The following is a 26,443-nucleotide window of genomic DNA, read 5'->3' as shown; positions in this document are numbered from 1 at the left end:
CGCCGGTGTCGTGCCGACCGGCGCCCGTCCGCGACCCGCTTACGGCCCCCCGGGGGGGGTGTTGCTCGGTTAGCCCGCGAAGCCGAAGGCGCGGTCGGCGTCGCCGACCAGGAAGAATTCGCCCTGACCGTGATGACCTTCGCCGAACGCGACGATGGTCGCGGACTCCTGGCCGCCGAAGGCGTCGGCCTGGGCGGTGCCGGCCCCGAAGATCGCGGTGATGCCGGTCAGGACGACGGCCGCGGCGACAGTACGAATACGCATGATCTCTCCCAAGGTTCGTGCTCGAATCTCGAAGCACGATCACACCAGACAAAACCCCACGAACTAGGACATTGACCCAATCGGGGGCGATGTCGCGTGCCGCGAGATGTCGTCGGCGGCCGGCTTCCCCGGCTCGTCGGGGAACGGTCTGTACCGAGGCGGATCACCGGCCGCGCCGCCGCGTTTCCTGTTTCGCGGCCCAGGTTCGCAGGCGGGTCGCGGCCTCTTCGCGTGACAGGGGGCCGTGTTCGAGATGCAGATCCTGTAGATGGCGAGTGGCGGCACCGATCAGTGGGCCCGGAGGTATGCCGAGCAGCGCCATGATCGCCTTGCCGTCCAGAGCCAAAGGAACGTTCGGGAGTCTCCTGGATTTCTCGAACTCCGCCGCGGCGCGCGCCGTTCTCGCATCCTCCGCCGACCGCCGCCGATGCCACTCGTCGTAGGTCGCCGCCCATTGCGCGGCCCGTCCGGCCGACCGCCAGCCGTGCGTGTCCTGCTCCCGACCGAGCCCCACCTCCAGGAACAGGTCGTGGTGGTCCGCCCCCTCGATGCCGGACGGAACGACATCGAGCAGGGCGAGCGCGGCGTTGATCGGCCACTCCTCCCGTGGACCGGTGAAGTCCCGGTCATGGACCGGACCCCACACCCTCGCCCCGTTTCGCCACACCGCGGCAGTCTGGTATCCGTCTCCTCCGTGGAAGTCCGCCTCCACGCACGCGATCGGCCCGCCGCGCGACCAGTGCCCCAGGGTCTGCTCGAGAGCCGCGGACATCACCGCGCGCGGTCGACCGGTGGGCCCGTCCGGCTCGTCGAAGATTCGTTCGGTGGCGGGCATCAGCCCCAACCGACGTCGGAGCGGGGCGACAACCGCCTCCCCGATCCCAGGGGTCCGGCTCCTGAGCAGGTCGAAACCCCCGACGAGTGCGCTGAGTTCGTACGGCATTCCCGCAGGGTAGCCGCAGCCGCACCGCCGCCCCACGGACGAGCACTCGCGGACTCCGAGTCGCATCTCCCCGGCCGTCACTCGTCGATCGCCGTCAGCCTCTCCCGCCGGTACACCACGTGCTTGCCGTCGCGCCGTCGATCGACCAACCCCGCGCGGTACAGCAGTTGCAGGTGATGCGACGCGGTCGAGCGGGCCACGCCCAGTCGGACGGCGACCTCGGCGGTCGTGGCACCGACGGTCGTCTCGGCCAGGATCAGCGCGCGCGTTTCCCCCATCACCTCGCCGAGTCCCGTCGCGGCCGGCTTGCGGCCCCGCTGGTCGCGCCCCGTGCGCCGATCGGGCCTGGCCGGATAGTGAATGATCGGGCTGCGCCGATCGGGAGATCCCGGGGGATCGATGGCGAACCGCGTGCGACGGAACCACGGTGAGGGTTGGAAGATCAGGCGCGGCTCGGCGAGACGCGCCCCACGCGGATGCGGATACCGCAACCCGATGTCGATCCCACCGCCGTTCCAGAGCACACACGCGTCGAGATTGTCGATCGCGGCCACGAGCCCGCCGCCTGCCGCCGCACGCGCCCGGGAGGCGATGTCGGCCTCCAGGCGGTCGCGGATCCGCGGCCAATCGGGCGCGACGACGAGCCGGAACAGCCGCGCGAGTTGATCCGCGGCGGTCTGCATCAGGTCCGCTTCGCCCTGCTCCGTCGCGCGGGCGAGCCTGCCCGGTAACTTCCCCCCACCGGAGATGATGGCGATCTCATGCCGGATCCGATCGGTTCCGGTGGAGGTGATCGTGTGCAACTCCTCGTCCAGGTCCCCGATGTGCGCCGCCGGCAGCGGACGCAGGAAGTCCGGACAATAGCCGTGCGCACCCGGGGCCCCGAGCGTGGCGAGCGTCCCGAACCCGCCCCCGGTCAGCGCCGCCACGGCCCGCTCCCGGATCCCCCGCGGCACGCCGGCCGGGTACTCGTGCAGGGCCATGAGCAGGTCGGCGGTGACGGTGACGGGCGAGATGGCGAAGCGGCTGCGCGCCAGGGCGTCCGCCGACAGATCGATACGAATCATGACACCTCTCCGGGTCGTCGAGGGGCAAGTGTCGATGCCTGTCGAATCGTTGGGCACCGCCGCGGCCGGCGGCGCACCATCTCTTCGAACGGGCTCTCTCGAAGGCGGCACGGCCGATACCCACCCGGTGTCGACGTGATCGTGCCGCCGGCATCGGAAGGACGGTCATGAATCCTGGTCGATGGATCGTGTGCGCCATCCTCGCCTTCGCCGTGGCCGTGGCCTGCGCCACCGCCTCTCCGAGAGCGACGACGATCGAGTACGGGTTCGCCCACACGATCGCCGCCACAGCCATCGAGTACGGCCTGTAGGCGGGCCGACCACTTCCACGCCCGCCCCCGCTCCCGCGCACGCTCCCCGCCCGCGTTCGATGCCACGGTACCGGCGCGCTCGGGAAGACGCCGATCCTTCGGACCGACGTCGCAAATCCGTTGCCCCACAAGGCGCGGGGGGCACACCGCACCGGGTCCCATCGGCAATCCGACATCACACAAGGAGTACCGATCAACCATGTCTCGTAACCGGAAGATTCTCGGCGTGCTGGCGCTCGCCATTTCCTGCGCCACCATCGGCGTCACCGCCGGCACAGCGGAGGCGAAGGTGATCTACGCCGACAGCGTCGAGGAACACAATTCCTACGACGTCGAAGGCAAGACCGGGCAATACCAGTTCACCACCAACAACTGGGACAGCCGCTACCAGCGTTACCAGCAGTCGTTCGTGTGGGTCAGCGGCGGGCTCGGCGGCAAGGACATGGCCCACTGCCTCCGGGGCAACGGCACCGGGAATTGGTACGAGTCCTCGATCGTCGCCCGCAACGGTACGAACTCCTCGCACTACGACTGCTCCGGAAACGGCACCTACAACCGCGGTTTCGACCAGGTGGCCGTCGACCTGGGCAACTGGTGAAACGCACGTGAGCACGTGAACACGTGCCCGCGTGAGCACGTGCCCGCGTGAGCGCGTGAGCGGACGCCCCGGTGCATGTCCCGCGCGGACCGCACCGGGGCACATCCTCTTCGGAAGGCGAGGACGGGAACAATGCCCGGCATACGCAAAGTTCTTCCGGTGGCCGCAGCCGCGAGCGTGGTCGCCATGGTCGCGGCGGGTTTCGTGCTGCGGCCGTCGGACGAACCCGGCCAGAGCGCACAGGCGAAGGCCGAGACCCGCCGCTTCGTACTGATCCTGGCGCACGCCTCCGATCAGTCGGAGTCCGACCGGTTCGAGGTGGAGGTCGCCGCCCGCACGGAGGCGCTGACCTCCGCCTGCATGGCCTCACACCACCTGCGGTACACCCCCAAGGACCCGCGCAGCGTGGTCGACATCGAGGACGCGTCCGACTTCTCGAGTTCGGACTACGCGCGAGAGCGCGGCTTCGGCATCTCGGTCTTCCCCCATTTCGCCCCGGCCACGGCGGACGACGCGTACCTGAAGACCCTGTCCACCGCCGATCTCAAGGCCTACGACGCCCGCCTGTCGGGGTGTGTCGACCACGCGCAGCGTACGACGAACAGGGAGTACGGCATCGCACGGGCCAACGCCGAATGGGCGCGAATCGACGACGCGGTGCAACACGATCCGCGCTATCGATCCGCGCTCGGGGACTGGAGGGCGTGTGCGGCGGCGGCCGGACACCCCGCCGAATCCCGTCTCTCGCTCATCGAAGCCCTACGCAAGGACTATGCGTCGGTGATGACGGATGTCCGGGGCGGCGGCCCGACGTTGCCGCAGGATCGATTGGCGGCGCAGGCGGCCAGGAGTCCCGGGTGGCAGCGATTCCACCAGGCCGAAGTCGACGCCGCGACGGCCACGTTCGGCTGCTCACAGGTCACCGATCGCACCTACGTGTCCATCTTCCTCGAGTACCTGGACCGCAACGGTTGACGACGACACACCGCCTCGCACGGCCTAGTCTCCGTACCGCTGCACGACGTCGAGACGGGCAGGGGGTTTCATCGTGTCACCGCCGGCGTCGGGCCGAACGTGTCCGCAAGGCTGGTCAGGACGGAGCCGGGCCAACCGCTCTCCCCGAACACGCCGACCGGCACGGCGAGCACGCCGTACTCGCGCCGAAGCGTCTGCGCCGGCATGTCGACCGGGAAGAAGTAGTTGCCGGGACAGGTCCGGCTCGCCGGGGGAATCGCGCCGAGCACTTCGTCCGGCAGTCGTTCGAACAACCGCTCGGCGCGTGCGGTCAGTTCGTCGACGACGAGCCGGGGTACGTCGTCGTGCTCGGTCAGCAAACGGTCGGCGAGCCTCAGCTGTGCCGGCGTCGGCGGATCCGCCCGCAACGCCTCGGCCGCTTCGGCCAGGTCGGCGTGCGCGGGGCCCAGCAGGACCACGCCGAACGTCCGCGGCCACAACCATCCCTTGGTGACCGAATGCAGCAGGACCGCACGACCGGTCTCCAGCAATCGCCGTGTACCGGCGGCGAACGGGGCGCCCAGGTCGTAGACGCTGTCGATCAGCAGCCGGCGGCGTGGTGACACCCGCAACCAGGAGATCACCGCGGCGCACTCGGCATCGGACAGGTATCGGCCCAGCGGCTTGGCGGGGTTGGCGAGCAGCAGGTATTCGGGCCGGTGGTCCGCCGGCGACTCCGGCAGAACCGGTGCCGGTAGCGTCGGGTAGGACGCGGGCGCCAGCCCGGCGGCGCGGGCCAGTTCGAAGTAGACCGGATACACGTCTCCGGGCAGCCACAACCGCGCTTGCACGGCGCGCAGCCGATGGAACACCGCATCGAGCCCGTGCCGGACCCCTCGACAGACCATGGCGTGGCCGGACCACTCCTCCGGCAACTCGAAGCGCCGCAGCCAGGCACCGGCGAGATCGCACCGGTGCACCGTACGCGTGTCGGTCGGCGGTTGTGGTCGCAGCGGAGCGAGCGCCCGGTACACGTTGGTCTCGGCGGCATCCAACAGCGGTGAGAAAGACCGGAGTTGCCGCTGCCGGAATTCCTGGAACACGTCGAACCTCATGCCGTCGCACCTTCCGCCACGATCTCGCCGGCCCGGTCTTCCAGGGAGGCGTAGCAGCGTCCGTCGGCCATGACGTTCCAACTGCGCGCGATCCCGTTGCCGCGTTCCCAGAGCAGGCTGGGTTCGGTGTACGCGGCGATCCGCATGGGCCGTCCGTCCCAGCCGCCGTGGTAGACCGGCGCGCCCCAGGGCAGGCGGCTCGCCGGTTCGAGGCCGTGCCGCTCGGCGAAGCGGGTGACAACGGACAGCGAAACCTGGTGCTCTCGGCTCCAGACGTTGGCGGCGCGGTCGAAGTAGAGCGACTCGGTGCTGGTGGATACGTAGAGTTCCTTGAAGCAGACTTCGTCGACACCGAGAGCCGCGGCCCACGAAAGGTAGTCGGCGACGTCGGCCTCGTCGGCGACGCCTCCGTGCTGGAGCACGCAGATCAACCGCATCCGCAGGCCCGGCCATCGGTCGCGTCCCTCGCACCAGGTGTCGATCAGGGAGCTCACCGGCGTGCGCAGCATCATCAGCCGCTCGTTGACGGTGTCGTCCTGATGGTGTCGGGAGACCGCCAACACGCTCAGGCCCGCCGCGCTCAGGGCCGCGAGACGGTCGGCCCGGTCGGCGTGCGGGCCCTTCGCCAGGGTGTGTGCGTTGGTGATCAGGACCACCTTGGGGAAGGCCGCCGAGCAGGCGGATATCAGTCGCAGCAGCTGTTCGAACGGTATGAGCGTGGGCTCCCCGCCGCCGGTGATCACGGCACGCTCGGCACCCGCCGTACGGGCACGCGCCAGCCAGTGCTCGACCGCGTCCCATGGGACCCGTGCCGGCGCCTGATCGCTGGAGATCGAAGCCGCGGAGAAGCAGAACGAACACCGGGCTTGGCAGGCGGATGCGACCGGCAGAAACGAAACCGAGCGCGGTCGTATGTCGGCGTAGCGACGCAGTGTCGAACCGTGCAGGTGCAGGGAGGCCGCCATCGCATCCTCGACGGTTGTCGCACGCAGAGTGAACTCGTCGCCCGCCTGGTCGAGTTCGTGGACCGCCGACAACCGGATGCGGGGCTCGTGCAGTTCCATGCCGAGGCCGGTCGACACGTTGGGCACCAAAGTGTCGGGGGCCACCGTGGTTTCCAGCACCAGCAGCCGATCGCCCGGAATGGCCAGACGGTCCAACAGGCGTCGCGCCTTGCCGATGCCGATTTCCAACTCCGTACGGGTCAGCAGGTGGAACCGGTCGGGATGGGTACTCTCCGGAATTCCCGCCTTGCCGTAGGCGAACGCGTACTTGTCGAAGCCCTTCGCGAAGTTCGACAAGACGATGACGTGGAAGCGCTGGTCGTCGCTGTGGTTCATCCGGTCATCATGCATGAACGGGGCCGCCTGACCCGGGTGGATTTTTTTACCGCGGGAACGTCCTGAGGCCGGCAAGTGACACAGCTCGTACGGGTCGGCCCACCACCGGCGCGCCTTGTTGTCCCGGATCCGATGACCGCCCGGCACCCCTCACACCACGTACCGTGTTCTCGAACGACAAGGCAACCGTCCGGCTCGCGCCGCCTCGCCCGGCATCCGGTGCTGCTCAGCGCCTCGTCTCGTACCTGGTCACAATCACGCCGTCGGGAAGCGTCCGCGTCTGCACCAGCTTCAGGTTCACCCAGCTGTCCAGCGCGGTGAAGAACGGCGTGCCGCCGCCCACCAGGATCGGATGGGCGGCGATCATGTACTCGTCGATCAGCCCGGCCCGCATGGCCGCCCCGGCGAGCGTCGCCCCGCCGATGGTCATCGGGCCGCCGTCCTCGGCCTTGAGCCGGGTGATCTCGGCGATCGCGTCGCCGGTGACCAGGCGGGTGTTCCAGTCGACCGTTTGGATCGTCGAGGAGAACACCACCTTCGGCGTGTCCCGCCAGTTCCGCGCGAACTCGATCTCCGCCGGGGTGGCGCCCGGCTGCTGGTCGCCGGTCGGCCAATAGGAGCTCATCGTCTCCCACAGCCTGCGCCCGTACAGCGACAGGTCACTCGCCCGCTCGTGGTCGAGCCACCACTGGAACAACTCGTCGCTCGGCGGTCCGCTCCAGCCGATGTCGTTCCCGGCCGCGGCGATGTAGCCGTCCAGGGTCAGGTTCATGCCGTAGATCAGTTTTCGCACGGCGCGGCCTTCCGTTCGTGGGTGTCCGGGGTATGGACCGCCGCGGCGCGCGGAACTCGTCGGTACGTGATCCGGACTCGCGGGCAACCCTCGTGCCCCGGACCCAGCGTGGTGCACCCGGCCGACTCGGGCAAACCGCCGACCTCGCCATTGCCCGGCCGGGTGCGGATCGCCATTGCCGCCACCGGCCCGCAAAGGCGCGGGGGCCGACGGTGCCGTCGCGGGAGTTCGTCTCGATTCCCCGGGTTGCTATCAGGTGGTAGCTTGCCGGTATGGCGAAGACGCAGGTGAATCTCCGGCTGGAGGAGTCCGCGGCGGAGATGGCGCGGCAGGCGGCACAGACCCGGCACATGGCGGTGAACGAGTACGTGGAGCAGTTGATCCGCACGGACAACGAGCGGCTGCGGGAGGTGTTCCTCGCGGGTGCGCAGGAGGTCCTGGACGGCTACGGCGACCTCCTCGACGGGATCGAGGCGCGCGGGTGAGCGTGAGCGTGGATCTGTCGTGGATCCTCGAGGTGGCACGTCGCGCGGGGCACGACGATCCGGCCCCGGACGACTACGGGGTGCCGGTCGCGGCGGTGGAGCGGCATCGGGCGATGATCGCCGGACAGGACGTCTACCACGGCCCCTACGCCAAGGCCGCGGCGCTCGCGCACAGCCTGGGCCGCATGCGCTGGCTGGAGCGCTCGAACCTGCGCGTGGCCGTCGCGGTGGCCCATGGCTACCTCTTGGCGTGCGGCGTGTCGGTCAAGCTCACGCAGACGGGAGTCACCGCGCTCGCCGACGAGTTGACCCGCGCCTCCTCCACCGCCGCCGGCGTCGCCGCGGTCCTCAAAACCTGGGAAACCACCGACTGAACCCACGGGCCGGAACCGGGCCGACGTCCGGAGCACCCGCCGCGGCCGGCGAACCCGGGGCCGCGGCCGCGGCGGTTCGGTTTTGCCGGGTTCGCGCCCGGGCAACGGTCATTCGCGGTGGTTCGTTGCCGGCGGCGAGGGGGGCTGCGTTGGCGAATGAGGGCATTGGCGCGGGGGCCTTGATGGTCGCCGAGTACGAGGCGGTCAAAGAGGAGCAGCGCGCCCGGATCGGGTTTCGCGACAACCTGCTCTACGCGACGCTGGTGTCGGTGGCCGCCGTACTGACCGCGGCGTTCAAGGGCGACGGGCGCACCGACGTGCTGTTGCTGCTGCCGCCCGTGTGTGTACTGCTCGGATGGACCTACCTGATCAACGACGAGAAGATCTCGGCGATCGGGCGCTATGTGCGCAAGGATCTGGGGCCCCGGCTCGGCGCCGCGGCGGGGACGCGGGACCCCGTGTTCGGTTGGGAGACCGCGCACCGGAGCGATCCACGCCGGGCGTCCCGCAAGCTGCTCCAGCTCGGAGTCGATCAACTCGCTTTCTGCATACCGTCGTTCGTCTCCCTGATCGTGTACTGGGTCTCGGGGCCGACGCATGCGGCGCTCGTGGTGGCATCGGCCTTCGAGGCGGTCGCGGTCGCGGTCCTGGCCGTGCAGATCGTGCTGTACGCGGACCTGAAGAGCGGCCCCTGACTCCCCGACTCCGCCCCGGCCGCCGCCGCCACACGCGGTGGGCCGACACCCGGGCCCGCCGATTCGAGGCATGTCGGCGGGAGTTGCCACATTCCCTCCGTTCGAGGGCTACCGTCATTTCGGGACACCCGTGCCTTCGGGCCGGGAGATCCGCATCGTTGTCGCTTCGCTGCGCCCGTGGGGCCGGTCGTTCCCGGCAAGGAACGCCCACGGGTGCAGGGGTGGGGGGCCGAGTGCACGGCACTGCCAAGGACATCGGATCCGGCCGCGCGCGCCGCCGCGGCCCGAGGAGGCATCGACACGAGCGCCTTCCCGAGCACCGCCACACCCACGGGCGCGGACCCGGCCACCGGCAAAGGCGCACCTCCTCGGGAGGGGGACGACGGTGATCGCCGCCATCGATTTCGGGGCATCCGCCACGAAGGCGGCCGTACGCATCGGCGACACCGCACCGCGGTTGCTCGCGTTCGGGATCTTCCACGAATTCCCCAGCGCCGTATACCTCATGCCCGACGGCACCTTCGAGGTCGGCGCGCGAGCGCTCGCGATCGGCGGACAGGATCCGCTGCGACTGGTGACCCAACTCAAGCGCCGGGTGCTCGCCGCCGGTCCCGTGCCGCCCGCGGAGCGCACCGTCCATGTCGGGCGCGGGATCCGCTTCCCCCTGGTCCACGGCATGGCCGCGATTCTCGGGCACGCGTACGAAGCCGTGCGCGCCACACTGGGGTCGCCGCCCTCCCGGCTGGTGCTCACGCACCCGGTCTCCTGGGCCGAGCCCGAGGTGCGCGCGCTCACGACCGCGGCGCGTCACGCGGGGATCGAGTCCCCGCTGACGACGATGACCGAGCCGGAGGCGGTCGCCCACTTCCACTTCCGCCACACCGGACGCTCCCCGGAGCCGGTCGCGGTCTTCGACCTGGGAGCGTGCACCTTCGACCTGGCGGTACTTTCCCGACCGCCGAGCGGAACCCTCGAAACCGTGTTCTCCCGAGGACTGTCCACGGGCGGCGACGACTTCGACGACGCCGTGTTCACCGCCCTGGCCACCCGGCTCGACGAGCCCGCCCGCGATCGCGTCGAGGCACTGCGGGTGAGCGAGCCGTACGGGATGGCCTCGGCGGCACGCGAGCTCAAGGAGACGCTTTCCACCGACGAGAGCGCGGAGTTCGCGTTCGACGACCCGCTGGTGCCCGACGTGGTCCTGACCCGAAACAGGTTCGAGGAGGCGCTGAACCCCGTACTGCGCCCGTGTGTGAGTCTCCTGCGGGAAGCCGTGGACGCGGTGTCCGCCACGACGCCGGTCAAACTGGTGATCCTGTCCGGTGGTTCGACGAAGGTCCCCAGAGTGCGCGAACTGGCGCTGGACATCGCGCGGGCCGCCGGCGCCGAACCGGTCACCTTCGACGGGCCCGTCGGACCCGGCCACACGGTGGCGCTGGGCGCGGCCGCCGCAATCCGGCCGCCTCGCCTCGTGGCCCGCTCGTGGGGCACGATCGCCCTGCCGACGGACGTGGTGGCGCTCGCGGGTGGACGCGTCGCCTACAGCGGCCGATCGCGACTGATCCGGGTCCTCGACACCGACGGCCGGGAACTCGGCGTCTTCGACGCGGGCGGCCCGCCGGACGTGCATCGACACCTGGCCACCGACGGGCAGCGGATCGTTTCCCGTACCGAGCACGGACTGGTCGAACGATGGCGGGTGGACCCCGTCGTGTCGTCTCCGTACGGACGCACCGGGAGCGTACTCGCGTGCGAACACTCGCGCTGGGTACCCGATCGACCGAACGTGACCGCCGCGGCGATCCGGGGAAGTCGCGAGGCGTGGGCCGTCGCCGCCGGCTCCGAGTCGTCGAACGGACTCGCGCAAGGCGGCACCCAGTTGCGCGGATTCCACCGCTCATGGGGCGACCGCCGCCCCATGCCCCGCTTCGCGGGCCCCGTGCTGGGCATGGCCTTCGTCGACGCCCCCGCGGGGCTCGTGGTCTGGGGGCCGGACGAGATCGTCCGGTACACCTTCCCCGAAGGGCGACGGATCGCCGCCGCCCACGAGCCGCATGCCCACTCGGTGGCGGTACACCCCGCCGCCGGCATGATCCATGTGCGTGCCGACGGCGTCGTACGCGGCCACACGATCGCACCGGAGTTCTTCGCCGAGTCCTGGCGCACCGAGATCCCGGGCCACGACGCGACCCTGTGCTGCGGAACCCTGGACGGACGCCCCGTGGTCCTGGCGCACGACACCGACGCCCGCGGCCTCACGGCACTGGACGGCCGAACCGGCGCGATCGTGGCGCGACTGGCCACCGGTGGCGGTGGTGCCCCCGATCAGCTGGTGGCGACCCCCGACGACGGCGTCTTCCTCGTCCGGCGCGGCCGTGCCCTCGATCGGTTGGTACTGACGCCGTGACGCGGCCCGAAACCGCGCACCTCCGGTCGCCGCGGATCCACGCCGACGGCCCCGGGCCGCCCGGTGCCGCATGCACGATGCTCGCCGACCTGTGCGACACGCTGGCCCGGGAGCCGGGCTTTCACGGCGCGCCCGCCGCCGGCCTCGCCGACCTGGCGGCGCACTGCCGCGAGCCGCTGCGCGTGGCGGTGACCGGCGATGTCTCGATGGGGAAGTCGACCCTGGTCAACGCCCTGTTGCGGAACAAGCGCGCGGCGACCGCCCGGGCCGAGACCACCGCTCGGGTCACGTGGTACCGCCATCCGGCACTGGCTCCGTCGCGTGTGCCGGATCGATCCCGCCACGAAGAGGCGATCCTGTTTCCCCTGGCCGATCGGTTGATCCTCGTGGACACCCCGGGGGTCAACACCGGCTCCGGCGCCCAGGAGTGCACCGAGGAGATGTTGCGGGGAGCCACCGGGGCCGCCGCGTCGACGACCGTCGTGTTGTACCTGTGCGGGGCGACGGTCGGCGCCGGCGCCAGGGAGCGGTTCCAGCGGTTCGCCGACCTCACCGGCGGAGACGTCACGCGGGGGCTCAACGTCGTGCTGATCGGCTCGAAGGCCGACGAGGTCGATGTGCCGTTCCCGCGGATCGAGGAGAACCTCCTGCACGACGCGGGCCTGCCGGGCGCGTGCGCCGTGGCGGTGAGTCAGCAACTGGCCGAGACCGCCCGCTGCGGTCTGCTCGACACCGCGCACCTCGACGTGCTCGCGGCGGTCGCCGCGGATCCGATCCTGACCGCGGCCGCCCCGTACGGCTGGGACATGCTTCGGGCGATGTGGGCGGACCAGGGACGCGAACGGTGGGAACTGGACACGTTGGAGGCGGTCGTGCCGACGACGTTCGGCGTGGTCGCCGCGCTGCCCGCGATCCGGGCGGGCAGCGTGACCGGGGTCGCCGACCTCGCGCGCGTGTGGGAGGAATTGTCCGGCCTGGAGGCGTTGGAGGCGCTGCTCGATCGTATGGTCGCGCACGGCGACGCGCTCACCGTGCACGCGGTCACGGCCCGGCTGCTGCGAATGGCTCCCGCGTGGGGCGCGGCACAGGTACGCCGGGTACGGCGCGGGCTCGCCGAACTGACCGCGAGCGAGGCGTTCGCGCGTGTCGATCGGTCGGTGGCCGCACTGGCGTTGGACAGCCCGGCGCTGGCGCATGTGCCGCCGAACGAGCGCCACACCGCGATTCGGGTGCTGCGCGGGCAGCCGACCGGGGTCTCGCGCGATGCCGTCGCGGAGGCGTGGCAGGAGCGGGCGTTGCTGCCTCAGCGATCCGTCCTGGCCCGATACGTCGCGGAGATCGTCGTGCACGTGTGCCTTGCGGAGCCCGAGAGGACGCCGACCCTCGACGAGGGTGACCCGGTCCGACGGAGGGAGTAGCCGAATGCGCGGGACCAGACGGTGGGTGAGCCGAGTCCGGCGGGCGCTGCACGGGAGATCGCGTACCGGCGGCGAGCCGGTGGAGCCGACGGGCGTGGGGCCGACGAGCGGAACGAAACCTCGGGAGCGGAGCGAAGAACCGGCCGACGTACGCGCCGAACCCGACACCGAGTCACGGACGGGGCCGGTCGCGGACGCGGCGCCCGTACCCGTCGCCCCGTCGACCACTCTTGCCGAGTCCGAGCCGGCACTCACGGCCCGACCCGAAAACGACTTCCCGGAACCGGAATCCCGAACCCGAACCGAACCGCCACCCTTCCCGGCGCCTCCCGACTCCGCACCGGTACCCGTACCGACGACCGACCCGACCGACCCGACCGACCCGACCGATCACCTCGCTCCCCCCGGTGCCCGCCCCCGTCGCGCCGTCGGCCTCGACCGGCAGGTCGCCGAGCAGATCCTGTCGGTCGGGGACAAGGTGGCCAGCGCCGCGCTGCGCCGACGTCTGGGAGCCGCGCTCGCCGCGCTGCCCGACATCGGGATCGTCATGCCCGATCCCGGCACCCCCTTCGATCCGGATCTGCACGTATGGGCCTCCGGCAGGCCCGCGCCCACACCCTCCGACGTGGGAACCGTCGCGGAGACGTTGGCTCCGGGACTGACCGACCATCTGGGCCGGGTGATCCGGCCGGCCCGGGTGAGCGTTCACCACGAGCCCAAGGAGGCGACATGACAGCCGCATCGGGACCGGCACCGGGATCGACACCTCCGTCCCCGGACGACGCCCTGCGCGAACTCGCCCAGGCCACCGCGACGTTGGCCCGATCGCACGGCGCCGACCACGTCGCGTGCGCGGCCCTCGACAGCCTGGTGGAGCGCTGGCAGTCGCCGCAGATACCCGTCGTCGTGGTGGGGGAGGTGTCCCGGGGAAAGTCCACCCTGATCAACGCCCTCCTCGGCAAGGAGGTGCTCCCTTCCGACTTCCGGGCCTGGACGTCCACCTGGGTCCGGGTCAGGCACGGACACCGGCCGCGGGCCACGGTGTTCATCCGCAAGGAGGACGGTTCGCCGGAAGCGGTCGAGGTGGCCGTCGGGGCCGATCTGGAGAACTATCTGACCTTGGCGGGACGTACCGGGTTCGAGGACCGGCACGGCGAGGCCGCCCGCGTGTTGGCGGTGCAACTGGACTTTCCCTCACCGCTGTTGGAGTCCGGCCTCGAATTGATCGACACGCCCGGGGTGGGTGGTCTGGAGATGGCCCATCTACGGGCGACCCTGTCCGCGCTCACCGAGGCCGACGCGGTGGTCTTCGTCAAGCGGCCGGGAGAGCCGGTGAGCCTGAGCGAACGCCGGTTCCTGGCCCGGGCGGTCCATCGGGTGTCGGCCTGCCTGATCGTGGAGACCCATCGCGATCTCGTCGCCGGCGCCGAGATCGACGACGTCGTACGCCAGGACCTGCGCACACTCGGCGACCCCGCGCAATGGGCCTCGGTGCTCGACGAGGACGCCCCCGACGGAGAGGCGCAGCGGTTGGCGGAGCGCTTCCGAAGCGTCGACGCGGTCCTCGTTTCCGCGCGCAACGCGCTGACGGCCGAGACGATGGAGCCCGGCCCGTTCCGCGACCGACTCATGAGCGCGTCGAACATCGGTGCACTGCGTGACCTGCTCGACGACACGATCGTTGCCCGAGCTCACCTGATCCACCGTCAGAACATTTGTGGACTCATCGAATCCCTGATCCAGGAGGTCCGCAAGCCGCTCACCCAGTGGTTGGCCATGCTGCGCGGCGACGCGGCGGCGACGCGGGCGATCGAGGAACGCGAGCGCCGCATCGCCCGCTGGGTCGAGCGCAACGGCGACTACTGGCGGCAGGAGTATCGCGCCGCCGGAAAACGCCTGTTGGTCGAGGTCGAGGATCTCGGCATCACGACCGCGAACAACCTGCGGCGCGACTACCGCAACTTGTTCACCAAGATGAGGACCTCGCAGATCGAGGGCCAACTGGAGCCGCTCCTGCGCGAACCCGAGACCGCGTGGGCCGAGATGCTGAACCTGGTGCGTACCGGGACCGAGAAACAGGTCAAGCGTACGCTCCGGGCGTTGGACAGCGAGGGGCTCGGCGAGGTCCTGACCCGCATGGAGCAGACCAAGGCGGTGTTCAATCGCCTGCCGGACGGCAAGGTGGACGCATCGTCGGTGTTCGACCCCGACGACATCCTGAAGATCATGCAGGGCGGGATGGTCACCGTGGGAACGACGGCGGTCCTCGCGGGTGTCGCGCAGAACGCGGGCTGGATGACCCTCGGAGCGGCGGCGCCGGTCTTTTGGCCGTTCCTCGCCGGTGCGACGCTCTTCATCGGTGTCGGCTACCTGCGGCGCAGGCGGAACAAGACCATCGAGCAGGCCATGGAAGTCGTCGACATCGTGTGCTCGGAGATCCGCACCACCGCCGTCCGCAGGGCCAAGGAGACCGCCAGGAAGGCGCGAGCGGACGTCGAGGCGCAGATCGACGCCGCGCTCGGCGAGGAGCGCGAACGCATCCGGCGGGACCGCCGGGAGTTGTCGCAGAGCGCCACGCTCGGCAACGACGAGAGGGATGCCGCCATCACCAAGGCCGAACACGACCTGCGCCTGGCCGACGACCTGCTCGCGAGGCTCACGGAGCTACGCGCTCAGGCGGGCTGAGGCGCCGGCGACGGTGCGTCCGCGAAACGGCGGCCTTCAGATCCCCCCGACTCCCGCGCTCCCGTCGTCGGCGCCGCCGTCGGCACCGGTGCCGCCCCAACCGTCCGCGGCATGGGAATCGTACGAGCCATGGGAATCGTACGAATCGCCGTCGTGGTCGCCGCTCCCGTCGTCGACGTGCCCTCCTTCGTCGAGGGGCGGATGTCCGTGGCCGTGCTGGGGCATGCCGTGCGGGTTGCCGCCGTGTGGGTCCACGTGCCCGTCGCCGCCGACGCCGGTGGGCGCGGTGGAGTCGGAGGAGGACGGAGCCGGCGGTGCGAGCGACGCGAGTTCCGCGGCTACCGCCGCCATCGTGGTGGCCTGGGAGCGGTACGACCGCAGACGTTCGGCAACGCCGGGTGTGGGTACGGGTTTCTCCCGCCAGGGGAAATCCGGGTCGGCGACGAGCCTGATCAGCAGATCCAGCGCGTTCTGCGTCGCCCGGCGCCGCCAGACGCCGGCCTGCCCGCTGTCGACCGTCCGATCGAGCAGGGTCTTTCGATCGTCGGCGAAATCGGAAATACCGCGTACGACGAGGAAGTCCGTCGTACGATCCGCCCACGTGGCCCGGGCCACTCCGCCCGCCTCCATTTCGACGGCGCCGCGCAGGCGATTGCCGCGGCGTATCCACGAGGAGAATCCTTCGGCCGCGACGACCACGTCGCCCGTGGCGATCGGCTTGAGGAAGTAGTCGGGTTCGCCGCGGGACAACGCGGTTCCGCACGACGCGGCGGCGTCGATCGCCGGACCGCGCGCAGCCGCGGCGGCGCGCCAGCGCCGATACTCGCTCCCGTTGTCCGCGTAGCGGAAGTGGTTGACGAAGTTCCGCATCCGCCGGTCCAACTGCCATGAGTTGCCGCCGCTTTCGAGCTCGAAGGCGTCCTTGTCGGCCCCCGGCCGCGCCTTGGCCGCGTAGAGGTATTCGTCGACGGCGGACGCCACCACGACGTCGCCCAGCAGCAGATCGTCGTGCAGCGCCCCGGCGATCCCGACCATCGCGAGCACCGAGACGTCGAACCGGGAGAGAAACGAGGTGGTGGCCCCGACGGCCGCACCGATTCCCATCTCGAAGAGGACCACCGCGATCCCCCGGCGATCGGTACCGGGCACCCGGAAGGTATAGAAGTAGTCGATCCCGTCCTTGATCGATTCGCCGAACGGGATCAATTCACGGGCGAAGTCGAATTCATCGGAAGTGGCGATGACCAGGCCAAGATCGAAACGCTTGTCCATTCCCGGAGTTTATCGCGACGCCCCCCGGGTCCGGCTCCGTGGAACCGGCCGGCCCGCGCCGAACCGAGGAGAAGGTCGCGCCCGGTGCGTGCCGGGCACGCGTTCGGCCGGTGGGAAACGGACACGTGGTTTCGCCGTGTGGCGGGTGCGCCGTGGGGTGCGCGTGCGGTGTGGAGGTGGCCGTGCGTGACGTCGCTCGGCGTCGGCCTCGACATCGCCGCAGGGCACGGCACACGGGGCGGATTCGGGTGGCCGGTCCGCATCCGCCTTGCCACCGCTGAGTAAGCGGGGCCGCCGCTGCGGGCGCCGGTGATCCCGGTCGCGGGTTCGGCTCGATTTATGGCTGTCCATGCGTCGCGTATCGGACACAATGCGACGTGACCGCCCGACGGTCGATTTCCCGTACAGCGCGCGTTCGTCCCCTCCGACCTTCGGTCGCGCGTTCGTGTTCGGCTTCCGGCCGTGTTGTCGGCAGCCGATGCTCACCGGGTCCTCGTCCCCACGTCGATTCGGCTGTGCCCTCGGGCCGTGACGCCCCACCGGTGTTCGGAGACGCATTCTCGGCTGCCGCCCGGTCCCATCGAGGCGGCGGTCGTCCGCACGCGAGGAAACCCCCTCCGGTGTCGGGGAATGCCGACGCCGCCCTCAGGAGGCATGCGTGAAGAGAACACGAACACGGACATCGAACGGCAGGAGAAGGCGCCTTTCGGCACTGGCCGGCGCGCTCGCCGGCGCGGTCGTGCTGTTGAGCGCCACCTCGAACACAGCGGTAGGGCAAGGTAGTTCGAGCACCGACAAGGTCGAGTCCGGGGCCGAATACCAGGTCGTCGGGGTGCGCACGGCAGAGCAGCGCACCGCCATCGCCGGCACCGGCGCCTCGATCGACGGCGTCGACGACAGTCGACTCGTGATCACCGCGACGCCGTCCGAGGTCCGTCGGATCAGGGCACTCGGATTCCGCGTCGACTCCTCGTCGACGCGCGCGCCGGAGCAGGACGCGCACGCGTTCGACTTCCCGCCGTCCGATTCGAATTACCACAACTACGCCGAGATGGTCACCGAGCTGGACAAGGCCGTCGCGAACCATCCGGACATCATCACCAAACAGGTGATCGGCCGCACCTATCAGGGGCGCGACCTGTATGTCCTGAAGATCTCCGACAACCCCACCGTGGACGAGAACGAGCCGGAAGTGCTGTTCACCGCCCACCAGCACGCCCGTGAGCACCTGACCGTCGAGATGGCGCTCTACCTGGTCAAGATGCTCGGCGACGGCTACGCGAACGACGCCCGGATCAAGTCGCTCGTGGACAGTCGCGAGATCTGGATCATGCCCGACGTCAACCCCGACGGCGGCGAGTTCGACATCGCCACCGGCGCGTACCGCAGTTGGCGCAAGAACCGTCAGCCCAACGCCGGTTCGAGCAACGTCGGCACCGACCTGAACCGGAACTGGAACTACAAGTTCGGCTGCTGCAACGGTTCCTCGCCCGTCCCGTCGAGTGAGACCTATCGAGGTCCGCGAGCCGAGTCGTCGCCGGAGGTCAAGGCGATGGCCGACTGGGTGCGCGGACGCAGGATCGGCGGCAAGCAGCAGATCACGGCCGCGATCGACTTCCACACCTACAGCGAACTGGTGCTGTGGCCGTTCGGCTGGACCTACACCAACGTCGTACCGGGCATGTCGCTCGACGAGTACAACACGTTCGCCACGATCGGTCAGGCCATGGCCGCGACCAACGGCTACACACCCGAGCAGTCGTCCGACCTCTACATCACGGACGGCACGATCGACGACTGGCTCTGGGGCGACCAGCGAATATACGCCTACACGTTCGAGATGTACCCCCGCTCCGGCGGGGGCGGCTTCTATCCGCCCGACGAGGTGATCCCGCGCGAGACCACGCGGAACAAGAACGCGGTGCTGCACCTGCTCGACTACGCCGACTGCCCGCCGCGCGCCATCGGCAAGCCCTGCGGCTAGCGCGGTCGGGTACATCGTCGGCTCGATGACACGACACGTCGCCCGGAGTCCACCCCCGCCGAACCCCCAACGGACACGGACTCCGGGCGACGTGGCGTTCGATCGTCCCGGGGATCGGAGTCCGGGCCGGGAAGCCGTGGGCGAGCCGGAACCTCGGCGCGCCATCAAGTCTGGTCCACCTACATACGCGGGGGTGCCGCGAAGTCGTCGGCCACGACGGTGGCGAGCTTTTGTGCGAGGGGTGAATCGGCTTTCACCACGTGGATGAACAGGCTCAAGCCCGGGTCGTGTGTGACGTCGAGGCGCTCGTAGGGGAGCTTGAGGTCGCCGATGGCCGGAGGGTTCACATGCACGTCGCCCGAGCGATGGTGGCTGATGTTGTGATCGTCCCAGCGAGACCTGAACTCCGTGCTGCGCACGTTGAGGTCGAGGATGAGCTTGGAGAGTTCGCGATCGTCGGGATGACGTGTGGCGTACCACCGGAGCGCTCCCACTGTTTCGTCGGCGACACCCTCCCATCGGCACTCGAAGGCTCGAGCGGCCGGGTTGAGGAAGATGAAGCGCGCCCGGTTGCCCTTGTCTTCGGGGTTGGTGAGCAGCGGCGCGTAGATCGCGCGCGCTTCGCGGTTCCCGGCAAGGAAGTCCATGCGGTAGTTGCTGATCCACGCCGGCAGCGGACTGAGCGCGTCGGTGATCACCTGTAGTGCCGGGCGTACGGCATCGCCGTGGCGATCCTGTGCCCTGGCGGCGGTCGGACTCTTCGCCACGCAGTGCGCGAGGTCGCGGAGGTGTGTGGCCTCGAGATCGTTGAGGTCGAGGGCGCGTGCGATGGCGTCCAGTACGGCCTCGGAGACACGCACTTTCCGGCCGCGTTCGAGGCGGGCGTAGTACTCGACGCTGATGCCGGCAAGCGCGGCCACCTCTTCCCGTCGGAGCCCGGGTACTCGCCGCCCGATGCCGGGCGCACCGCCGAACCTTGTCGGATTCACGCGCGCACGGCGGGAGCGGAGGAAACCTCCCAGGTCGCTGTCTTCAGGTGCCATGGTCCGAAACTGTACGCCCGGGATGGCCTGACATGTACTGCCGGTACGCGTTACCCGGACCGCGTAACGACCGGCTCTGCCGCGCGGCGGGCAATTCGCTCCACACTGAAGCCACCCGGTTCCCGGTGATTCCGGTGCGGAAACGGCACCGTCTTCGCCGAGCGAGATCTTGAAGTGAGCACACATGACATCAGCCGCAGAAATTCTCGAGCACAGCGTGAATTGTTCGTCGCACTTCGCGCGCGGCGGTTCAAAAACGTCGACCCGCTCCGGGCGGACTTCGTGAACGACGGCCCGATGCGAGCGTCTCGAAGGGAGACAAACCCATGACCGCGCAGGCAGAACGTCCGACGCCGTCCCTCGACGAGCACACGCGGACCTCGCCCATGCTGGTGCCCCGGAGGAACTACACCGATCCCGGCCTCTACGAAGAGGAGCGGGTCAAGATCTTCCGGCGTACCTGGCAGCTCATCTGCCATACCTCGGAGCTTCCCGAGGCGGGTAGCTACCGCACGGCCAGGATCGCCGGAGAACCGGTCGCGGTGTGGCGCGGCACCGATGGGGTCATTCGCGGTTTCCACAACGCGTGCACCCACCGCGGTGTCGAGGTACTCCTCGGCGCCAAGGGCACGTGCCCGGGTTCGGTGAAGTGCATGTATCACGCCTGGGCGTTCAGCGACAAAGGCGACCTCATCGGAGTGCCGTTCCCGCGGGCCTATGGTGAGGGCCTGGACAAATCCGAGTACGGCCTGACACCCGTCAAGGTCGCGGAGTTCGCCGGACTCGTTTTCGCCGCCATCGACCCGGCCGTCGAGAACTTCGAGGAATACCTGGGCGAGGCGGCGCGATACCTCCGGGAATTCATGGCCGATACCGAGGTCATCGGCCGCGCCCGATGGGACTACCCGGGCAATTGGAAGCTCTGGACCGACAACTTCCGGGACAACTATCACCCGCAGTTCCTGCACCGCATGATCGCCGACGGCCGCGGCGGCATGCAGCCCGGCAGGAATTACGAGCTGGCCAGCGGCCACTCGATGCTGACGTTCCCGGCGTACGGCGGCTTCAACATCGAAAAGTACGCCGCCGGCCTCTCCGCCGAGCTGGGTGAGAACCTCACGCTCACGGTCGAGGACTCCGCCAGTCGCGGCCATACCGCCCAGGAACAGGAAGCCCGACTCGCGGCGTGGGAGCGGGACGTCCGGCACGGCAACACGATCTTCGCGGTCTTCCCGAACTTCGACCTCCAGTACGACGCGGACGGCAGCAGCATCTTCCTGGAGGTTGCGACCCCCCTCGGTCTGGACAGCACGATCGTGGAGCTCATCATCCTGGGCAAGATCGGTGAGTCGGCGGCGGAGCGCAAGCGACGCCTGGAGACCGGCGCCGATTCCCAGGGCTCCTGGGGCAAGATCACCGCCGACGACCTCGAGGCGGCGGTACGCGCGCAGAGCGGACTGCGGGGCACCAGCCTGGCGACCTCCCACATGGGCCGCGGCCTCAAGCCGGGCAAGGTCGGCGACAAGTTCGACGAGTACTCGCTGCGGTGCTTCCACAAGCTCTGGAATTCCTACATCAACGAAGAGCCCATCGAGTTGGAGAAGGGGTTCGTTCATGAGTGAGCAGCAGGTATTCGAGCATGAGGTCGTGCAGGCGCGGACGGCGCCGACCAGTGGCACCCGCACATACGACCCGGCCCTGATGGAGCGGGTGCGCGCCTTCTACGCCGACTGGGCGGCGTGCCTGGACGAGGACCGCTACCGCGACTGGCTGGGGCTCTTCCACCACAACGCCGAGTACTCCGTGACGGATCGGGAGAATGCGGACACGGGCCTGTACCTGACGAAGGAGCGAGGGATCGTCGCGCTCCAGGTCCGTGCGGCCTACCTCTCCGGGTACTGGCGCATGCAGCGCAAGCCCCGAGTCCATCTGATCGGCAACCCGCGCGTCTTCGTCGAGAGCGACGGCACTCTCAACGTGAAGGCGAGTGTGGTGATGGTGCGCACCGGCCTCGACGGACACTCCCGGGTCCACGCCGCCGGCACGTACGACGACCTCCTGGCCGTGAAGGGCGAGGGCTTCGAGATTCTCCGCCATGCGGTGGTGCTCGACGCCGACGTGCAGCCCTATGACATGACCGACATCGTCTGATCGTTGGATAGGGAACCCGTCATGAAACAGGACCGCTATATTCGCGCGCTCGGTTACGTCGGATTCACCAGCGCCCGAGTCGAGGACTGGCGAACGTTCGGCACCGGCGTTCTCGGACTCCAGGACGTATCCGCCGCCGACGCGGCGGAGACGGAACTGCGCCTGCGCATGGACGAGCGCTCGTGGCGGATCGCCGTCGAAGCCGGCGCCGGAGAGGGGCTCGCGTACCTCGGCTGGGAGACCGCGTCACCCGACGCCCTCGCGGCGCTCGTCGACCATCTCGCGACGCACGGCTTCGACGTGATCGAGGAGACGCCCCAGTCGGCTCGGCACCGTGGGGTCACGGAGCTCTACAGCAGCCACGATCCGGACGGCAACCGGCTGGAGTTCTACTGGGGCCCGAGCGCCGATCCGGATCCGTTCCACTCACCCGCGGGAGTGGAGTTCGTCGCCGGCGCGCTCGGGGTGGGCCACATCGTGCTCCGCACCGTCGAGTTCGACGCCTGCAACGAGTTCTACCGCGACATTCTCGGATTCGGGCTCAGTGACTACGTGATCATGCCGCCGCGGCTGATCAATTTCCTGCACGTCAACGAGCGCCATCACAGTCTCGCCCTGATCCAGGGTGACCCCGCGGCGCCCTCGGTCAGCCACCTGATGCTGGAGCCGACGCACGTCGACATGGTCGGCCGCGCGATGGATCGTGTCTACGCCTCGGGTGCCAAGCCCCTGGTCGGACTCGGTCGGCACGTCAACGACCGGATGATTTCCTGCTATTTCCAGACGCCGTCCGGCTTCAGGCTCGAATACGGCGCCGGCGGTCTGCTGATCGACCCCGCGACGCACGTCTCCACCAACCACACGGGCGACAAGGTGTGGGGACACCAGAGTCACTGACCGACTCGACGGCGGGTCGATCGTCGAATTCTCGCAGCAAGGGAGGCGGACCGATGTCCGTGAACAGCATGTGGAACGACCTGGTCGGTGCCTCGATCGGGTACCGGGGCAGGGAGTTCAAGACCCGTGTCATCGAAGCCGGCGAGGGGGAGCCGCTCATCCTTATGCACGGGAACGGCGGCCACGCCGAGGCGTACAGCCGCAACATCATGCGGCTGAGCAGGCATTTCCACGTCATCGCCATCGACCTGCTGTGGCACGGCTTCTCCTCGGGCCGACCCTTCACCACCGAGATGGTGCCGACGTACGCCGAACAGGTCGTCGACCTGATGGACTCGATCGGCGCCGACACCGCCCACCTCGAAGGCGAGTCCCTGGGCGGCTGGGTGAGCATGTGGATGGCACTGCACCACCCCGACCGCGTCGGAAGGATCATCCTCAACACGACCGCCGGCGCCGAGGTCGACGAAGGGCCCGTCACGCCGGAGCGGCTCGCGGCCGGCGACGCCCTCAGGGCGCGCTCGCTCGCCGCGATCGGCGACCCGACCCGCGAGACGGTCCGCAAACGCCTTGAGTGGCTGATGGCCGAGCCGGACCGCGTCACCGAGGAACTCGTCACGCTGCGGCAGTTCTTCTACCAGCGCCCCGAGACCCGCGAGAGCCTTACCGACGTCATGCGCAACAGCTTCCGGTCCGACTCTCCACACCGCGTCACCCCGCAGATGCTCGGCCGGATCCGACAGCCGACCCTGGTGCTCTGGAGCGACCACAACCCCGGCACCGGCCCGGAGTTCGGCCGCAAGCTCGCCTCGCTCATCCCCGATGCGCGGTACTCCTGCATCGCGGACGCCGGCCACTGGCCGCAGTGGGAGAAGCCCGAGGAGCACGACGCGGTCGTCACCGAGTTCCTCCGCGCCTGACCACCGCATCCGACCACCGACCGGCTCCCCTCGGCGGTTGCCTCTCCGGCGAGTTCGCGCGCGGGCCGTATCACGCACTTCCGCGTTGCGTGTCGACGGCGGCTCGATCCCATCGGTGCGGCCTTCCGAACAGGGAAGCGAAGGAAAAAATCATGCAGTTGTTGGTGAGACAGATCCGATGGGAGGCTGCGGGGGTCGTCTCCCTCATCCTGGTGGATCCGATCGGGCAGGACCTGCCCGGGTGGGAACCCGGGGCCCACATCGACCTGACGGTCGACGACGGCTCGGTCCGGCAGTATTCGCTGTGCGGTGACCCGGACGATCGGAAGTGCTATCGCATCGGCGTCCTGCGGGAGGCCGACGGCCGCGGCGGTTCCCGGTTCATCCACGACCGGTTGCGCGTCGGCGCGCTGATCGAGGTGTCGGGTCCTCGCAACCACTTCCCGTTCGACCCGCCCTCCCGCACCCGCATCCGCTTCGTGGCCGGCGGCATCGGCATCACCCCGCTGATACCGATGATCCGGGCCGCGGAGTCCCGGGGACTGGACTGGAAGCTCACCTACGGCGGCCGCAGTCGGGCCTCGATGGCGTTCCTCGACGAACTCGACTCCTTGCGGGTGCATGTGCATCCCGCGGACGAGGCCGGGCCGATCGACCTCGACACCGCACTCGGTGACCCCGGCCGGGACACCGCGGTCTACACCTGCGGCCCGAGCCGGCTTCTCGACGCCGTCGAGGAGCGGGCCTCCTCCTGGCCGCGGGGCGCGCTGCACCTGGAGCGCTTCTCGGCTCCACCCCCCGCCGTGCCCGCGGCCGGCGACGTACCGTTCGAGGTCGTGGCCGAGCGCAGCGGTATCACGGTGACCGTGCCCGCCGACGGGACCATCCTCAAGACACTCGAAGCCGCCGGCGTGAGCACGCAGAGCTCCTGCTCCGAAGGGATATGCGGGGCTTGCGAGACCCACGTGGTGGAGGGCAGGCCCGATCACCGCGATCACGTTCTCACGGAAGAGGAGAAGGAAGGCGGCGAGTACATCATGATCTGCGTCTCGCGCGCCCGCACCGAGCGGATCGTCCTCGACATCTGAGTTCGCGTGCGGCACCGACGATGCCGATCGGATCCATGTCCTTCGCGGACGGATCGCGGGCGGGCCCTCATCACGGATGTGACGAGGGCCCGCCCGGCCATGCACGGGCTCCGGTCAGCCGGACCCGCCGCAGAACGTGTGCTTCATGATGTTGTCGACGGCCCTGCCGTGGGCCGGCGTCACGTTCGGCCCGTACGGGTTGAAGACGACCACGACCGTGGTACGCCCGTCCGGGCTCGCGTACATGCCGGTGCGGGTGCCGATCGCCGTACCGCCGAGGCCCCACGGATCGGGGGCGCAGGTCAGCGGCCAGTTGCCCAGGCCGAGTCCGTATCCGTCCTCGCCGCCGCGGACGGTCTTCTTCATTTCGGCGAGTTCGGCCGGGCGCAGCAGTTTGCCGGAGAGCAGGGCCGCGTCGAAGCGGGCCAGGTCCCGGGTCGTCGAGATCATCTGCCCCGAGGCGCCCGCCCCGGACATGTTCAGTCGAGTGACGTCGAAGACCCGGCCCCCGTTGCGCAGGTAGGACTTCGCGTAGGGGCGGTCGAGTTCCGGCGAGTCACCGGGGAAGCCGGTGTCGTGCATGCCCAAAGGACGCAGGATGCGGCGTTCCACCTCTTCGGCGTAGGTCCTTCCGGTGATCCGTTCGATGATCATTCCGGCGAGGAGGTAGTTGGTGTTGGAGTAGTGGAAGTCGTCCTTTCCCGGTGTGGTGGTCATCGCCCTGCGCAGGGACACGATCGAGAGTTCGCGCGCGGTTCGGGTCTGCCATCGACCCGTGCGCAGCCACGTTCGCACGGCGGCTTCGTTCGTGAAGTCCGGGAACAGGGCCGGGTCGTCGGCGTAGTCGGGAATGCCGGAGGTGTGGTTGAGGAGATGGCGCAGGCGGACGGGTTCGTCCGCCGGCCCATGGGGAATGCGCAGACCCGGCAGGTACGCGTCGATCGGGTCGTCGAGACGGAGCCTGCCCTCGCCGACCAGTTGTAGGACGACGGTGGCGACCGGCGACTTGGTGGTGCTGCCGACCCGGAAGCGGCCGTCGGGGCGCACGGGCGCGTTCGTGTCGCGGTCGCGGACACCGGCGGAGCCGTGCCAGACGACGTTTCCGTCCCGGCGGACCTCGATGGCGGCGGCGGTGGAGATGTCGCCGGCGACCAGGGCCTGGAGGTCGGCGGCCAAGCCGATGGTGTCGACGCCCGGCGGTGGTGGTGGGGTCGGGGCCACGGCGTCCGCGGCGGCGGCGCTCGCGGTGGTGAGGGTGAGTGACACGGCGGCGGACAGGCCGACCGCGACCCGAACGAGCCGTGCGCCGAGGGCGCGCGAAGAGGCGGGCACGCTTGTGCCTCCCGAAATCAGAGGGTGGCTTGACGGACCCAAACCTCCCGTTCGACCGTGGGCCGCGTCATCGTGCTCGTGAGGGAGGGGGACTCCCCGAGACGCTGCGCACGAACACCGCGCTCGTCTCGGGGACTTCCCCCAGGGGAATACCCGGAGAACGAACGCGGCCACTGCGCCCGGTGGTTCGCTCGGTCGCCACCTGGGCGGCGCGTCCCGGACGCGGCGGTGCCCGTGTGGGCGGGCGTGAGGTCGCTCGTCGGGTATGACTTGTGACACATTGCCTGCCGAGTGACGGCGTTCATTC

General features: G+C 69.5%; 25 protein-coding genes. 16 read left to right on the top strand and 9 right to left on the bottom strand.

Annotation, left to right across the window (positions count from 1 at the left end):
• Positions 1-69: 69 nt before the first annotated feature.
• From ACFRCG_RS37405 to ACFRCG_RS37395, 3 genes are all read right to left on the bottom strand, one after another.
• Positions 70-264 carry a hypothetical protein gene (locus tag ACFRCG_RS37405; protein ID WP_380010577.1) on the bottom strand — a complete coding sequence of 65 codons (195 nt, stop codon included), beginning with the start codon at positions 262-264 and terminating at the stop codon, positions 70-72.
• A 163-nt stretch (positions 265-427) separates the two neighbouring features.
• Positions 428-1,099 carry a hypothetical protein gene (locus tag ACFRCG_RS37400; protein ID WP_380039880.1) on the bottom strand — a complete coding sequence of 224 codons (672 nt, stop codon included), beginning with the start codon at positions 1,097-1,099 and terminating at the stop codon, positions 428-430.
• Positions 1,100-1,284: 185 nt separating this feature from the next.
• On the bottom strand, positions 1,285-2,274 hold the full coding sequence (locus ACFRCG_RS37395; RefSeq protein WP_380039878.1) for an ArsR/SmtB family transcription factor: 990 nt from the start codon (positions 2,272-2,274) through the stop codon (positions 1,285-1,287).
• Between the two features lie 167 nt (positions 2,275-2,441).
• Here ACFRCG_RS37395 and ACFRCG_RS37390 point away from each other — a divergent pair, with 167 nt between their 5' ends.
• The 3 genes from ACFRCG_RS37390 (at position 2,442) to ACFRCG_RS37380 (ending at position 4,158) form a co-directional block, all read left to right on the top strand.
• Entirely contained in the window at positions 2,442-2,585 is a 144-nt protein-coding gene (locus tag ACFRCG_RS37390; protein WP_380039876.1) for a hypothetical protein, read from the top strand.
• Positions 2,586-2,784: 199 nt separating this feature from the next.
• Positions 2,785-3,183, top strand: coding sequence for a hypothetical protein (locus ACFRCG_RS37385; protein WP_380039874.1), 399 nt, complete (start codon positions 2,785-2,787; stop codon positions 3,181-3,183).
• Between the two features lie 159 nt (positions 3,184-3,342).
• Positions 3,343-4,158 (top strand): hypothetical protein, encoded by an 816-nt coding sequence (locus ACFRCG_RS37380; RefSeq protein ID WP_380039872.1) that lies wholly within the window; start codon positions 3,343-3,345, stop codon positions 4,156-4,158.
• 68 nt (positions 4,159-4,226) lie between these two features.
• Here ACFRCG_RS37380 and ACFRCG_RS37375 read toward each other — a convergent pair whose 3' ends face one another.
• From ACFRCG_RS37375 to ACFRCG_RS37365, 3 genes are all read right to left on the bottom strand, one after another.
• Complete coding sequence (locus ACFRCG_RS37375) at positions 4,227-5,252, bottom strand: aspartate aminotransferase (RefSeq protein WP_380039870.1); 1,026 nt, start codon at positions 5,250-5,252, stop codon at positions 4,227-4,229.
• Positions 5,249-6,592: a radical SAM protein gene (locus tag ACFRCG_RS37370; RefSeq protein ID WP_380039868.1), complete on the bottom strand. Its 1,344-nt coding sequence runs from the start codon at positions 6,590-6,592 to the stop codon at positions 5,249-5,251. Before ACFRCG_RS37370 ends, ACFRCG_RS37375 begins: the two co-directional genes overlap by 4 nt.
• Positions 6,593-6,818: 226 nt before the next feature.
• The gene (locus ACFRCG_RS37365; protein ID WP_380039866.1) at positions 6,819-7,385 is read right to left on the bottom strand and encodes a dihydrofolate reductase family protein; all 567 of its coding nucleotides are present in this window, start codon (positions 7,383-7,385) and stop codon (positions 6,819-6,821) included.
• Between the two features lie 272 nt (positions 7,386-7,657).
• Between ACFRCG_RS37365 and ACFRCG_RS37360 the strand changes: the two genes are divergently transcribed.
• The 7 genes from ACFRCG_RS37360 (at position 7,658) to ACFRCG_RS37330 (ending at position 15,449) form a co-directional block, all read left to right on the top strand.
• Positions 7,658-7,870 (top strand): hypothetical protein, encoded by a 213-nt coding sequence (locus ACFRCG_RS37360; RefSeq protein ID WP_380039864.1) that lies wholly within the window; start codon positions 7,658-7,660, stop codon positions 7,868-7,870.
• A gap of 2 nt (positions 7,871-7,872) precedes the next feature.
• Positions 7,873-8,244, top strand: a complete 372-nt coding sequence (locus ACFRCG_RS37355) for a fic family toxin-antitoxin system, toxin component (protein ID WP_380039862.1) — start codon at positions 7,873-7,875, stop codon at positions 8,242-8,244.
• A 182-nt stretch (positions 8,245-8,426) separates the two neighbouring features.
• On the top strand, positions 8,427-8,939 hold the full coding sequence (locus ACFRCG_RS37350) for a hypothetical protein (protein ID WP_380039860.1): 513 nt from the start codon (positions 8,427-8,429) through the stop codon (positions 8,937-8,939).
• 385 nt (positions 8,940-9,324) lie between these two features.
• Complete coding sequence (locus tag ACFRCG_RS37345; RefSeq protein WP_380039858.1) at positions 9,325-11,346, top strand: Hsp70 family protein; 2,022 nt, start codon at positions 9,325-9,327, stop codon at positions 11,344-11,346.
• Positions 11,343-12,764 (top strand): GTPase domain-containing protein, encoded by a 1,422-nt coding sequence (locus ACFRCG_RS37340; RefSeq protein WP_380039856.1) that lies wholly within the window; start codon positions 11,343-11,345, stop codon positions 12,762-12,764. The genes ACFRCG_RS37345 and ACFRCG_RS37340 overlap by 4 nt, the downstream gene beginning before the upstream one ends.
• A gap of 4 nt (positions 12,765-12,768) precedes the next feature.
• Positions 12,769-13,497, top strand: a complete 729-nt coding sequence (locus tag ACFRCG_RS37335) for a hypothetical protein (protein ID WP_380039854.1) — start codon at positions 12,769-12,771, stop codon at positions 13,495-13,497.
• A complete protein-coding gene (locus ACFRCG_RS37330) occupies positions 13,494-15,449 on the top strand; it encodes a dynamin family protein (protein WP_380039852.1) in 1,956 nt (651 codons plus the stop codon). The genes ACFRCG_RS37335 and ACFRCG_RS37330 overlap by 4 nt, the downstream gene beginning before the upstream one ends.
• Positions 15,450-15,485: 36 nt before the next feature.
• Here the strand turns inward: ACFRCG_RS37330 and ACFRCG_RS37325 are convergent, their stop codons facing one another.
• Positions 15,486-16,721, bottom strand: coding sequence for a hypothetical protein (locus tag ACFRCG_RS37325; protein WP_380039850.1), 1,236 nt, complete (start codon positions 16,719-16,721; stop codon positions 15,486-15,488).
• Between the two features lie 658 nt (positions 16,722-17,379).
• Here ACFRCG_RS37325 and ACFRCG_RS37320 point away from each other — a divergent pair.
• A complete protein-coding gene (locus ACFRCG_RS37320) occupies positions 17,380-18,705 on the top strand; it encodes a M14 family metallopeptidase (RefSeq protein WP_380039848.1) in 1,326 nt (441 codons plus the stop codon).
• Positions 18,706-18,884: 179 nt separating this feature from the next.
• On the opposite strand, the gene ACFRCG_RS37315 is transcribed toward ACFRCG_RS37320, so the two are convergent.
• The gene (locus ACFRCG_RS37315) at positions 18,885-19,748 is read right to left on the bottom strand and encodes a helix-turn-helix transcriptional regulator (protein ID WP_380039846.1); all 864 of its coding nucleotides are present in this window, start codon (positions 19,746-19,748) and stop codon (positions 18,885-18,887) included.
• A gap of 326 nt (positions 19,749-20,074) precedes the next feature.
• Here ACFRCG_RS37315 and ACFRCG_RS37310 point away from each other — a divergent pair, with 326 nt between their 5' ends.
• The 5 genes from ACFRCG_RS37310 (at position 20,075) to ACFRCG_RS37290 (ending at position 24,804) form a co-directional block, all read left to right on the top strand.
• Positions 20,075-21,370: an aromatic ring-hydroxylating dioxygenase subunit alpha gene (locus tag ACFRCG_RS37310; RefSeq protein WP_380039844.1), complete on the top strand. Its 1,296-nt coding sequence runs from the start codon at positions 20,075-20,077 to the stop codon at positions 21,368-21,370.
• A complete protein-coding gene (locus tag ACFRCG_RS37305) occupies positions 21,363-21,899 on the top strand; it encodes an aromatic-ring-hydroxylating dioxygenase subunit beta (protein ID WP_380039842.1) in 537 nt (178 codons plus the stop codon). Before ACFRCG_RS37310 ends, ACFRCG_RS37305 begins: the two co-directional genes overlap by 8 nt.
• A 21-nt stretch (positions 21,900-21,920) precedes the next feature.
• On the top strand, positions 21,921-22,796 hold the full coding sequence (locus tag ACFRCG_RS37300) for a VOC family protein (protein ID WP_380039840.1): 876 nt from the start codon (positions 21,921-21,923) through the stop codon (positions 22,794-22,796).
• Between the two features lie 53 nt (positions 22,797-22,849).
• Positions 22,850-23,716: an alpha/beta fold hydrolase gene (locus tag ACFRCG_RS37295; protein ID WP_380039838.1), complete on the top strand. Its 867-nt coding sequence runs from the start codon at positions 22,850-22,852 to the stop codon at positions 23,714-23,716.
• Between the two features lie 152 nt (positions 23,717-23,868).
• Positions 23,869-24,804: a PDR/VanB family oxidoreductase gene (locus tag ACFRCG_RS37290; RefSeq protein ID WP_380039837.1), complete on the top strand. Its 936-nt coding sequence runs from the start codon at positions 23,869-23,871 to the stop codon at positions 24,802-24,804.
• A 114-nt stretch (positions 24,805-24,918) separates the two neighbouring features.
• Here the strand turns inward: ACFRCG_RS37290 and ACFRCG_RS37285 are convergent, their stop codons facing one another.
• A complete protein-coding gene (locus ACFRCG_RS37285) occupies positions 24,919-26,136 on the bottom strand; it encodes a serine hydrolase domain-containing protein (protein WP_380039835.1) in 1,218 nt (405 codons plus the stop codon).
• Between the last annotated feature and the right edge of the window lie 307 nt (positions 26,137-26,443).

Source organism: Embleya sp. NPDC056575, from assembly GCF_042793325.1.
GTDB lineage: Bacteria > Actinomycetota > Actinomycetes > Streptomycetales > Streptomycetaceae > Embleya.
This window is presented reverse-complemented; position numbering and strand designations above follow the sequence as displayed.

Bases quoted from the DNA above. Each gene is read 5' to 3' on its own strand.
- ACFRCG_RS37390 (WP_380039876.1), top strand. From the start codon at position 2,442: ATGAATCCTGGTCGATGGATCGTGTGCGCCATCCTCGCCTTCGCCGTG.
- ACFRCG_RS37375 (WP_380039870.1), bottom strand. From the start codon at position 5,252: ATGAGGTTCGACGTGTTCCAGGAATTCCGGCAGCGGCAACTCCGGTCT.
- ACFRCG_RS37335 (WP_380039854.1), top strand. From the start codon at position 12,769: ATGCGCGGGACCAGACGGTGGGTGAGCCGAGTCCGGCGGGCGCTGCAC.
- ACFRCG_RS37360 (WP_380039864.1), top strand. From the start codon at position 7,658: ATGGCGAAGACGCAGGTGAATCTCCGGCTGGAGGAGTCCGCGGCGGAG.
- ACFRCG_RS37395 (WP_380039878.1), bottom strand. From the start codon at position 2,274: ATGATTCGTATCGATCTGTCGGCGGACGCCCTGGCGCGCAGCCGCTTC.
- ACFRCG_RS37370 (WP_380039868.1), bottom strand. From the start codon at position 6,592: ATGAACCACAGCGACGACCAGCGCTTCCACGTCATCGTCTTGTCGAAC.
- ACFRCG_RS37295 (WP_380039838.1), top strand. From the start codon at position 22,850: ATGTCCGTGAACAGCATGTGGAACGACCTGGTCGGTGCCTCGATCGGG.
- ACFRCG_RS37350 (WP_380039860.1), top strand. From the start codon at position 8,427: ATGGTCGCCGAGTACGAGGCGGTCAAAGAGGAGCAGCGCGCCCGGATC.
- ACFRCG_RS37405 (WP_380010577.1), bottom strand. From the start codon at position 264: ATGCGTATTCGTACTGTCGCCGCGGCCGTCGTCCTGACCGGCATCACC.
- ACFRCG_RS37400 (WP_380039880.1), bottom strand. From the start codon at position 1,099: ATGCCCGCCACCGAACGAATCTTCGACGAGCCGGACGGGCCCACCGGT.
- ACFRCG_RS37305 (WP_380039842.1), top strand. From the start codon at position 21,363: ATGAGTGAGCAGCAGGTATTCGAGCATGAGGTCGTGCAGGCGCGGACG.
- ACFRCG_RS37300 (WP_380039840.1), top strand. From the start codon at position 21,921: ATGAAACAGGACCGCTATATTCGCGCGCTCGGTTACGTCGGATTCACC.
- ACFRCG_RS37315 (WP_380039846.1), bottom strand. From the start codon at position 19,748: ATGGCACCTGAAGACAGCGACCTGGGAGGTTTCCTCCGCTCCCGCCGT.
- ACFRCG_RS37325 (WP_380039850.1), bottom strand. From the start codon at position 16,721: ATGGACAAGCGTTTCGATCTTGGCCTGGTCATCGCCACTTCCGATGAA.
- ACFRCG_RS37290 (WP_380039837.1), top strand. From the start codon at position 23,869: ATGCAGTTGTTGGTGAGACAGATCCGATGGGAGGCTGCGGGGGTCGTC.
- ACFRCG_RS37310 (WP_380039844.1), top strand. From the start codon at position 20,075: ATGACCGCGCAGGCAGAACGTCCGACGCCGTCCCTCGACGAGCACACG.
- ACFRCG_RS37330 (WP_380039852.1), top strand. From the start codon at position 13,494: ATGACAGCCGCATCGGGACCGGCACCGGGATCGACACCTCCGTCCCCG.
- ACFRCG_RS37385 (WP_380039874.1), top strand. From the start codon at position 2,785: ATGTCTCGTAACCGGAAGATTCTCGGCGTGCTGGCGCTCGCCATTTCC.